Raw genomic sequence first — 9,963 nt, forward strand, 5'->3', positions numbered from 1 at the left:
CCGGATTGTCCAGGTATTGCGGCAAAAAGGCGCCATCGATCATGCTCGACACCACGATTTGTCCAATATCGCCGATGGCTACCGGCTGATCATGATCATCCAGCAGTTCGACCTTGAGCCAAGGCAGCGCGCGGCCGATGGAGCCCGGCTTGCCGCTGACGTTGACGGTAGTGAAGCTGGATCCTTCGGTCATGCCATAACATTCACGCAGATCCAGTTGCAGACGAGCGATCACTGTATCCCACGCTTTTACCGACACGCCGGCGCCCCAGGCCACGCGCAAAGCATGGCGCGCAGGCGGCAGCGGCAGCTGCATCAATATGTCCAGGATGCCGCCGAGATAATGCAAATGGGTAGCCTGAGAGGTTTCCATCTGCTGCCAAAAGCGGCTCGCCGAAAAACGCTCGACTATGTGCAATTCAACTTGTTGAAAAAACGGCACCAGCATCATCTGCGCGCCGCCGATATGGCATAGCGGCTCCCAGACGAACATGCGGTCACCTGCACCGGCGCCGGAAACGATCAAGGTTGCTTCGCTGGCAATCCGCATCATGCGATGGGTGAACACCACCCCCTTCGGCGCACCAGTGGTGCCGGAGGTATAGATCAGGCACAAGGTATCGTCGGCATTGACCGGCGCAGCCTGCAGCGGCCGGCCTTCAACTGGCATCTGCCGCACCGTCAGTTGCACCTGCTCGAGCCAGACCAGCCGGGATCGCAAATCCGGCAACTCCGACAAGACCTCGGAAAATTCATCTTGAGCGACGAACAACGCCGGTTTGCAATGGCCGAGCAGATAGTCAATACCCGGTCCCTTCAGACGCGTATTGACCGGCACCCACACCACGCCGCTCAGCATCAGCGCATAGATCAGCGCGATATGATCCAGGCCGTTTTCCAGCATCAGCGCCACCCGGTCGCCGCGGCAGATACCTTTTGATTCCAGCCAGGATTGCATCGCGCCGACGCGTTTTGCCATATCGTCGAATGATATCCTGGCGCCATTAAAATCGAGCAGCGTGCTCGATCCTCTCTGTATCAGCCCATCATGCAGCAACGGCACGACGTCGAGATTGTCGCGAGATGAACGAACAGGGAAATAATCGGAATAGTTGTGCATGTCAATATATTGGTCAGTCTTGATTTGTCTTGATTAGAGTCGCGATGGCGCAGGACTTCATGCCTGCTCGGCGCGTTTGAAGAACGTCGGGATCAACACCAGCACCGCAATCACCACAACCATGACCAGCGATACCGCCGCCAGGGTCGGATTGACTTGCAAAGTCATGTCATCCCACATCTGTTTCGGCAACGTATTGGTGAGACCGCCGCTGACGAAAATGGCAATCGTCAATTCATCAAACGAAATGATGAAAGCAATCTGCAATGCAGCCACCACGCTGCCTATCATCATCGGCATCTGTATCGTGCGCAGCCGCGCCAGCGCCGACGCACCGAGGATGCGGCCGGCATCGTCGAGACGCCAGTCGAAGCGCTTGAGCGCCGCTACCATTGTCACGACCACATAGGGAATCGCCAATACGGTATGGCCGATCGCCAACCCAAGATTAGTGCCGACCAGCCCGAGACGCGCAAACAGATAGAACAAGCCAACCGCAATCACGATGCGCGGCACGATCAGCGGCGCCAGGAAAACCGCGAGCATGGGCTTGGTCCAGGCAGACGGCAGGCGTGTCAAGGACAGCGCAGCGCCCAGACCCAGAGCGGTGGCGGCAAGCGCGGTTACCACCGCCACCCCGAACGAACGCAGCAGCGCCGATTGCCAGACCGGAGAGAACATGAACGAGGAGAACCAGCGCAGGCTGAAACCTTTAGGCGGAAAGGCCAGGAACGGAGAATCGGTGAATGCGATCGGCAGCACCACCAGGATTGGCAGCGATAACAATGCGATCATCACCAACGTATATATTTTCAGGCCGCGAACCCTCGCGCTTATCGGCCCCAATGCGCCATGAGCGCGTCCCAATGTTCTGCCGACGACGATGAGGAAGCCGTTCATGCCAGGTAAATTCTTGTTGCGCACAGGAAGTCGTGACTCGCCGCTCAATGAAGATAAACCAACCAGTTTGTCGTACGCGACAAATACAGCAACCGCGCAGACCAGCAAGACCGTCGACAAGGCAGCGGCGAACGGCAAATTGAACAATTCATTGATCGCCGAAATCACCAATTGGGCGACCATGGTTTCCTGCGGTGTGCCGAGCAGAGCCGGCAAGATGAAGAAACCCAGGCTGGTGATAAATACCAGAAGGCCGGCAGCAGCCATGCCCGGCGCCGCTAGCGGCAGGAACACCGAAAAGAATGCAACTGTGCGATTGGCGCCCAGTGTTTCCGCAGCCTGCAGCAATTGCGCATTAACGCCGCGCATGATCGGCAGCATGTTCATCACCGCCAGCGGCAACATCGCATGCACCATGCCGATCATCACACCGCTCAAGGATGGCGCCAAGGCTTGCGGATCGTCGACCAGGCCAAGTCCCATCGCGATCGAGGCAAGCACACCGGTTTTAGACAGCAGCAGAATCCAGGCAAAAGTCTTCACCAGGTAACTGGTCCAGAACGGAACCAACAGCCAGATCATCCATTTACCGCGCCGGCGGTCGCTGATCTGGCTCAGGAAATAGGCGACCGGAAAGCCGAGTCCGACTGCAAACAGGGCAGTCAGCAGCGATATCTTGAAGGTAGTCCACAATACCTTCGCATACACGATATCGCCGCTGATGCGATGGAACTGCGCCAGACTCAGGTTGCCTTCGGCGTTGTAGGCGCCTGTTTGCAAGATCTCGTAGACCGGCACGCAAAAAAAACATAGCAGGAATACGAGAGACGGCAATGCCGGCAGCATGGCCTTGAACAGCTTGCGGCTTGAGGAATTAAGCATGATGACGGCTCCTTTCAAGCGGCAACGGCGGTGGTCAAGAGAGTGGTCAATTCACGCTGCCAATTGACGCCGACGATATCGCCGACGGCAGGGGCTTCGCGGCGGCCGCAACGCAGCAAGAATGGCTCCGCTTCGCCGATGTCGATGAGTACGCGGATATCGGATCCGGCAAATACGACTTCGTTGACGCGACCTCGCAAATAGGCTGATTCAGTACTGGCCAATCGTGCGTTTTCCGGCCTCACGACCAGCGTCCTGGTGGCCGGCTGGCTGGCATCCTGCGATATCACAGGCAATGCGAAGCGGCCGTTGCGCAAGGTATCGAAACCAGCAGCACCTTGCTCCAGCGTTCCTTTCAACAAGTTCGAGTAACCGATGAATTGCGCCGAGAACACGGTGGCAGGCTGGTCGTACATGGCTTGCGGCGTACCTATCTGCTCTATCTTCGACTGATTCATCAGGCAGATACGATCGGACAGATTGAGCGCCTCCTCCTGATCGTGGGTGACGTAAATGAAGGTGGCCCCCAAATCCTTGTGCAAGCGGCGGATTTCGGATTGCATGTGCTCGCGTAATTTCTTGTCGAGCGCGCCCAGCGGTTCGTCCAGCAGGATCACCGAGGGCTTGTAGACAAAACATCGCGCCAGTGCAATACGCTGTTGCTGGCCGCCGGACAATTCACGCGGCAGGCGGTGGGCGTAAGCGCCCATCTGCACCATTTCCAACGCTTCCTTGACCGCGGTGTCCATCGCTGCTCTACCCTCTTTGCGCATGCGCAATGGATAGGCCACGTTGTCCCACACGGTCATGTGAGGAAACAAGGCATAACTTTGAAACACCATGCCAATGCCGCGTTCACCGGCGGCCTTGCGAGTGGCGTCCTTACCGTCGATCAGCAACCTGCCGTCGCTTGGTTCGACCAGCCCTGCGATGATTTGCAGTAGCGTGGTCTTGCCGGAACCCGAAGGACCGAGCAGGGTCAGGAATTCGCCATCCTGTACCTGCAGATCGGTGGGCGACAGCGCAGTGACGTCCTGATAGCGCTTGCTAAGTCCAATTGTTTCTAATCTGGCGACCATTTTTCTACCCGCTTACGAAAGTAACCATGCGTTGAATCGATCTGACGCCAGATTGCGGTTCTTGTGCCACCACTGCGCGCTAGGCGCGCGCATGAGCTTCAGGTTGGCTGCCGAGGTCGGCAAAATCGCGGCGCGTTTAGCCGGAATGTTTTGATAGGCACTGAGATTGGTCGGGCCGTATGCCAAGGTGTCGGTAAAGGCCGCCTGGCGCGCTGCATCGGCGCAGAATTTGACGAACGCCTTGGCTTCTTCGGCACGCGGCGTTCCCTTCGGCACCCCCCAGCCCTCGATCGAATACAGTCCCTGGTTCCAGACGATGGCGACCGCTGCGCCGCCTTCGATGGCGGTTTGCGCACGCGCATTCCAGGTCGAGATCATGTCGACCTCGCCGGACTGAATCAGCTGCATCGCCTGTGCGCCGCTGGTCCACCATACTGCGACATGCGGCTTGATGCGATCAAGACTCTTGAACGCCCGGTCCAGATCCAGCGGGTAGAGTTTATCGATGGAAACGCCGTCGGCCATCAATGCCTGTTCCAGTGTGTCGATGGCATTACGGCGCAATGCCCGGCGCCCTGGAAATTTTTCGACATTCCAGAAATCGGCCCAACTGGACGGGGGATTTTTGCCATACTTGTCGCTACGGTATGCCAGCACGGTCGAATAGACGTCGACGCCCATGAAGTTTGGCGCAACCGATTCCGCCAGCATGTTGGGAAAATCCGCGACTTTCAATCCCAGCGGCTCCAGCAAACCGGCTTCTTCCAAGATAGGAATATCCTGCGCCACGGTCAGGGTTGTGACATCCCACACGAAATTCTTCGTCTTTACCATCGCTGTCAACTGCGCCACCGGTTGCGCCTCGCGCGCCACATTGATGACACGGATGCCGGTGGCCTTTTCAAACGGGTCGTAAAAGGCTTTTCGATATGCTGCGGTGTAGGGACCGCCGGGATCGGCGACCACGATCTGTTTATTCTGGCCGAACGCCGTAGCCGGGAATGCGCCAGCGACAGCCAGTCCCCCGGCCAGCTTCAGCACTCCACGGCGTGTGGTATCGAAACGATTTTTCATACGACCTCCCTATGCGATAGAAATGTAAAAACGTTCATTGCAACAACCCTCTGCGGAAATCTGATTACGCGATGCTGCGGCCGCGCTTGCGGAAAAACTCTTCCATCATGCGTGCCGGTTCACCCGTGCTGTACGCCGCCACCTGGATCCGGCGGCCGGCGCTGATGGCTTCGTGAAAACCGGATTCGGACATTTCGCAGAAACGCTGCTTATCCAGGCGCATCGCCACCGGCGGCTTGGCTGCCAGATCGCGAGCAATCTCCATCGCTTTGGGCAAGACTTGGTCGGCGGCGACCAGATGATGGATCAGGCCGATCCGATGGCACTCTTCCGCTTCCATCATGCGGCCGGTCAGTGTCAGTTCTATCGTGCGCGACAACCCCAGCATCTGCTTCATGATCCACGGACCGGTCACACTCGGTATACCGGCATTTATTTCCGGCTGCCCCATGCGTGACCCGGCATGTCCGACACGGATATCGCCCAGCAACGCAACCTGGAAAGCGGAGCCGGCGGCGGTGCCGTTAAGCGCAATGACTAGCGGCTTCGACAAGCCGCGCAGCACGGCATAGTAGTTTTCCCATTCGCTCATCCACTCGTTCACGCGTGCAGGATCGAAGCCGTGCGCTTCTTCCAGGTCCTGTCCCGCACAGAATGCGCGTTCGCCGGCGCCCGTCATGACGATGGCGCCAACGGCCGGATCGGCATTGAATTTCGTCAATGCGGCAATGATCTCGTTGCGCATGTCGGTATTCCAGGCATTGAGTTTTTCAGGGCGATTCAAGGTCACCACGCCAACGTTTCCGCTTGTTTCCAAAATGATATATTTTTCCATAACTATTCCTATGTAATAACTAATGTTTTATTGCGATACAAAGTATCAATGCAATATGCATGCCTGTCTATGCGCAAAGCACAAGAGGTTTTTACATGGGGAAGGATGGTGCATCTGTGCGCCAGAACTGTGCGCTGCAGCACGCAAATATTCAGGTTCGGTGCAAGGCGGGACAGCCGGAGTTATCAGAAGAACCTGAGGATGTGACGCTGATATTCAGGTAGCCCTGCCTGATCGAGGATGCAGGTGTAGGCCATCAGTGCCCTGGCGCCCTGCCGGTAGGTATCGGACAACGCTCTTTAAATGGCAGGGCATCTATATAAATCATTGTTATTTGCATAGATGAATCTAAAATAGCGGCTTATTCCAAACAACATTGATAACATGGCAACGACATGCACGATTGAGAAGGCCGCGCGGGGCAGCCACTCTCGCAAGCCGGTTTTCGTCGCCGATGTTAATGGAACACTTTACCGATCTTTACAGGAGCTACTCAATGAATCGCATTTTCAACCTGGGCCTGTGCGTACTCGCTCTGTCGCTGGCGGCTTGCGGCAAGCAGGAACCGAAAACGGCGGCAGCGCCTGCGCCGACCGAATACCTGGTCGGCGCCGAAGCGACTTTTGCACCGTTCGAATACCAGAATGAACAAAAGGAAATCGTCGGCTTTGACGTCGACGTCATGAACGCCATCGCCGACAAGGGCGGTTTCAAGATCAAGTTCGTCAACACGCCGTTTGAAGGCATCTTCAATTTCCTGGCGCAGGGCGACCGCGACCTGCTGGCCTCGGCCATCACGATTACCGACGAACGCAAGCAGACTGTCGACTTTTCCGAACCCTACTTCGAAGCCAACCAGCTGATCGTGGTGCCGAAGAATTCCAAGGTGACGAAATTCGCCGACCTCAAGAACATGAAAGTGGGCGTGCAAAGCGCTACCACCGGCGACGAGATCGTGCAAAAGGAACTGGGCAAGAGCAATCCCAACATCAAGCGCCTGGAATCGGCGACCCTGGTCATGAAGGAGCTGGAAGGCGGCGGCGTTGAAGCCGTGGTGTCCGACAACGGCGTGATCAAGAACTACATCAAGAACAATCCATCCGAAGGTTTCCGTTTTATCGCCGATCCGGCTTTCCCGAAAGAGTATTACGGCATCGCAGTCAAGAAGGGCAACGCCGAGCTGCTGGCCAAGGTCAACAAAGGGCTGGCGGCAATCAAGGCCGACGGCACTTACGACAAGATCTACGCCAAGTATTTTGCCGACACTGCCAAATAACCGCCGGGGAAAAACATGAAACAACGATATCTGCCGGCCCTTACCCTGGCATTGCTGTGTTCGCTTGTCGTCCTGGCAGGCTGCGGCAAGAAGGACAGCAATCCGGCGGCGACCGCCGCCAACACTGAATACGTGGTCGGCGCCGACGGCGCTTATGCGCCCTTCGCTTCCGAGAACGAACAAAAGGAACTGGTCGGCTTCGATATCGACATCATGAAAGCCGTGGCCGATAAGGCCGGCCTCAAGATCCGGATCGTCAACACCCCGTTCGACGGCCTGTTCAACGCCCTGGCCCAGGGCGACCGCGACATCCTGATTTCAACCATCACGATCAACGACCAGCGCCGCCAGACCATGGATTTCTCCGAACCCTATTTCGTGGCGAAGCAGCTGATCGTGCTGCCGTCGAGCTCGAAAGTGGCCAAGTTCGAAGACCTGAAAGCATTGAAGATCGGCGTCCAGAGCGCCACCACCGCGGATGAAGCGGCGCAGAACCTGGTCGGCAAGAACAGCCCCAGCGTCAAGCGTTTCGAATCGATGCCGCTGGCGTTCCAGGAACTGGAAGGCGGCGGCGTCGATGCCGTGATCGGCGATAACGGCGTGGTCACCAATTTCGTCAAGAACAATCCGGGCAAGAGCTTCCGCATCGTCAACGATCCGGCCTTCCCCAAGGAATACTACGGAATCGCGGTCAAGAAGGGCAACGCCGAACTGCTGGCCAAGCTCAACCACGGCCTGGAACAGATCAAGGCTGACGGCACCCAGGACCGGATCTACAAGAAATATTTCGCGGACGAGAAGTTATAAATACAGTTATAAATTCGACTTATTTGACGAGAACACCATGAAAAAAATGTTAAGCCGCTACCTGCCGCTGTGCGCTCTCAGCCTGAGCCTGCTCGCAGTGGGCGCCTGCAGTAAAAAGGAAGAGGCGCCAGCGGCGGCCGCCAAGCAAACCCTGTACGTGGTCGGCGTTGAATCTGCTTACGCACCGTTTTCCGCCGAAAACGAAAAAAAGGAAGTGGTCGGTTTCGATATCGACCTGATGAAGGCGATCGCAGCCAAAATCGGCATCGAAGTCAAATTTATCCCGACCCCGTTCGAAGGCATCTTCAACTTCCTGGCGCAGGGCGACCGCGACCTGCTGATTTCCGCCATCACGATTACCGACGAGCGCAAGCAGACCGTCGATTTTTCCGAACCTTATTTCGAAGCCAGCCAGCTGATCGCCGTCCCGCAAGGCAATACCTCGGTCAAGCAGTTCAATGACCTGAAGACCATGAAGATCGGCGTGCAAAGCGCCACTACCGGCGACGAAGTGGTGCAAAACCTGGTGGGCAAGAACAACCCCAGCATCAAGCGCTTCGATTCCACCACGCTGGCCCTGAAAGAGCTGGAAAGCGGCGGCGTCGATGCCGTGGTGGCGGACGATCCTGTAGTCAGGAACTACATTACCAACAATCCGTCGGCCAGCTTCCGCGTCGTCACCGATGCCGGCTTTCCGAAAGAGTACTATGGCATTGCAGTACGCAAAGGCAATACCGAACTGCTGGCCAAGATCAACCAGGGCCTGGCTGATGTCAAGGCTGACGGCAGTTTCGCAAAAATCAATGAAAAGTACTTTGGCAACGGTAAGTAATTAGCTGTAGCCTGCCCGCAGACCGGCTGTTTTTGGCGGTCTGCGGCATCTACGGTATAATTTTGCGCTAATTTTTTATTATCTTCATGTTTAGCCCGGATCAGCAGCCTGCCAGGTTACGCGTCCTCTCAGCCCGTCGCACCGTTTCTTCTCAATACACTTATGGATTTTCGCTGGAGCATCATACAAGGCTACGCGCCGCTATTCGTCAAGGGCTTCTTCATGACGGTCCAGGTCGCCGTGATCAGCATCATCATCGGCACCATCCTCGGACTGTTGCTCGGCATGCTGCGTCTGGCCGAAGTCAAGCACGGTCCATGGAAATGGCCGTTCCGCCTGTTGAAATGGCTGGCCAGCTTCTATGTCGCCTTCTTCCGCGGCACTCCGCTGTTCGTGCAGATCCTGCTGATCCACTTTGCAGTAATGCCTGTGCTGATCCATCAAGACAACGGCCTGCTGATCTCCGGCGAGCTGGCGCGCACCATCAAGCAAGACTACGGCGCATTCATTTCCGGCATCGTCGCCCTGTCGTTGAATGCCGGCGCTTATATTTCAGAGATTTTCCGGGCCGGCATCCAGTCTATCGACCGCGGCCAGTCTTATGCGGCATCCAGCCTCGGCATGGGCTACAAGCTGACCATGCGCTACGTGGTGCTGCCGCAGGCGTTCCGCCGCATGCTGCCGCCGCTCGGCAATGAAGCCATCACCCTGCTCAAGGATTCGTCGCTGGTATCGGCCATCGGCCTGGCCGAGCTGGCTTATGCCGCCAGGACCGTTGCCGGCGCCTACTCGCGTTATTGGGAACCGTACATCACGATTTCCGTGGTCTATTTCGCGATGACCATGATACTGGCGACGCTGGTCGGACGGCTGGAACGGAAATATGCGGCGCCCCACCATCGTTGATTGCAAGCTGGCGGCCCGATTCGAAAAACCCTTATTTTCTCATTGAAAATAAGGGTTTTTTTATGGCTAGTCGACTTCCGATAAACGTCCATCGACAGTCAGCAAGGCAGTACGCAAACGCTTGTCGCCGAACACCCCCTGCGCCGCCTGCCGGTAGCTGCGCAACTGTGCGGTGTACGCCGCGCGTTCGCTGTCGAGCAGATTGCGCTTGTAGTCCAGGATCCACACTTCATCCTCGAAGATCACCACACG

Annotated in this window: 10 protein-coding genes; 4 read left to right on the forward strand and 6 right to left on the reverse strand. The window is 56.8% G+C overall.

Features of this window, described 5'->3' with window-relative positions; genetic code table 11:
• The 5 genes from JWQ61_RS16295 to JWQ61_RS16315 form a co-directional block, all read right to left on the reverse strand.
• Nucleotides 1-1,120, reverse strand: a 1,120-nt coding sequence (locus JWQ61_RS16295) for a class I adenylate-forming enzyme family protein (protein ID WP_304361447.1), incomplete at its 3' end; no start/stop codon positions are given.
• A 57-nt stretch (nt 1,121-1,177) separates the two neighbouring features.
• Nucleotides 1,178-2,902, reverse strand: coding sequence for an ABC transporter permease subunit (locus JWQ61_RS16300; RefSeq protein WP_304361448.1), 1,725 nt, complete (start codon nt 2,900-2,902; stop codon nt 1,178-1,180).
• 14 nt (nt 2,903-2,916) lie between these two features.
• The gene (locus JWQ61_RS16305) at nt 2,917-3,981 is read right to left on the reverse strand and encodes an ABC transporter ATP-binding protein (protein WP_304361449.1); all 1,065 of its coding nucleotides are present in this window, start codon (nt 3,979-3,981) and stop codon (nt 2,917-2,919) included.
• Nucleotides 3,982-3,993: 12 nt separating this feature from the next.
• A complete protein-coding gene (locus tag JWQ61_RS16310) occupies nt 3,994-5,055 on the reverse strand; it encodes an ABC transporter substrate-binding protein (RefSeq protein WP_304361450.1) in 1,062 nt (353 codons plus the stop codon).
• A gap of 64 nt (nt 5,056-5,119) precedes the next feature.
• Nucleotides 5,120-5,890, reverse strand: a complete 771-nt coding sequence (locus JWQ61_RS16315) for an enoyl-CoA hydratase/isomerase family protein (protein WP_304361451.1) — start codon at nt 5,888-5,890, stop codon at nt 5,120-5,122.
• Between the two features lie 496 nt (nt 5,891-6,386).
• On the opposite strand from JWQ61_RS16315, the gene JWQ61_RS16320 reads away from it, so the two are divergent.
• The 4 genes from JWQ61_RS16320 to JWQ61_RS16335 all read left to right on the forward strand — a co-directional run bounded on the left by JWQ61_RS16320 (nt 6,387) and on the right by JWQ61_RS16335 (nt 9,711).
• Nucleotides 6,387-7,166: a basic amino acid ABC transporter substrate-binding protein gene (locus tag JWQ61_RS16320; protein WP_120237006.1), complete on the forward strand. Its 780-nt coding sequence runs from the start codon at nt 6,387-6,389 to the stop codon at nt 7,164-7,166.
• Between the two features lie 15 nt (nt 7,167-7,181).
• Nucleotides 7,182-7,973 carry a basic amino acid ABC transporter substrate-binding protein gene (locus JWQ61_RS16325; protein ID WP_304361452.1) on the forward strand — a complete coding sequence of 264 codons (792 nt, stop codon included), beginning with the start codon at nt 7,182-7,184 and terminating at the stop codon, nt 7,971-7,973.
• Nucleotides 7,974-8,010: 37 nt separating this feature from the next.
• Entirely contained in the window at nt 8,011-8,805 is a 795-nt protein-coding gene (locus JWQ61_RS16330; RefSeq protein WP_304361453.1) for a basic amino acid ABC transporter substrate-binding protein, read from the forward strand.
• A 162-nt stretch (nt 8,806-8,967) separates the two neighbouring features.
• Entirely contained in the window at nt 8,968-9,711 is a 744-nt protein-coding gene (locus JWQ61_RS16335; RefSeq protein WP_304361454.1) for an amino acid ABC transporter permease, read from the forward strand.
• A 66-nt stretch (nt 9,712-9,777) separates the two neighbouring features.
• Here the strand turns inward: JWQ61_RS16335 and JWQ61_RS16340 are convergent.
• Nucleotides 9,778-9,963, reverse strand: a 186-nt coding sequence (locus tag JWQ61_RS16340; protein WP_304361455.1) for a hypothetical protein, incomplete at its 5' end; no start/stop codon positions are given.

This window comes from Collimonas fungivorans (genome assembly GCF_028292705.1).
GTDB lineage: Bacteria > Pseudomonadota > Gammaproteobacteria > Burkholderiales > Burkholderiaceae_D > Collimonas > Collimonas fungivorans_B.

Bases quoted from the DNA above. Each gene is read 5' to 3' on its own strand.
- JWQ61_RS16300 (WP_304361448.1), bottom strand. From the start codon at position 2,902: ATGCTTAATTCCTCAAGCCGCAAGCTGTTCAAGGCCATGCTGCCGGCA.
- JWQ61_RS16305 (WP_304361449.1), bottom strand. From the start codon at position 3,981: ATGGTCGCCAGATTAGAAACAATTGGACTTAGCAAGCGCTATCAGGAC.
- JWQ61_RS16310 (WP_304361450.1), bottom strand. From the start codon at position 5,055: ATGAAAAATCGTTTCGATACCACACGCCGTGGAGTGCTGAAGCTGGCC.
- JWQ61_RS16315 (WP_304361451.1), bottom strand. From the start codon at position 5,890: ATGGAAAAATATATCATTTTGGAAACAAGCGGAAACGTTGGCGTGGTG.
- JWQ61_RS16320 (WP_120237006.1), top strand. From the start codon at position 6,387: ATGAATCGCATTTTCAACCTGGGCCTGTGCGTACTCGCTCTGTCGCTG.
- JWQ61_RS16325 (WP_304361452.1), top strand. From the start codon at position 7,182: ATGAAACAACGATATCTGCCGGCCCTTACCCTGGCATTGCTGTGTTCG.
- JWQ61_RS16330 (WP_304361453.1), top strand. From the start codon at position 8,011: ATGAAAAAAATGTTAAGCCGCTACCTGCCGCTGTGCGCTCTCAGCCTG.
- JWQ61_RS16335 (WP_304361454.1), top strand. From the start codon at position 8,968: ATGGATTTTCGCTGGAGCATCATACAAGGCTACGCGCCGCTATTCGTC.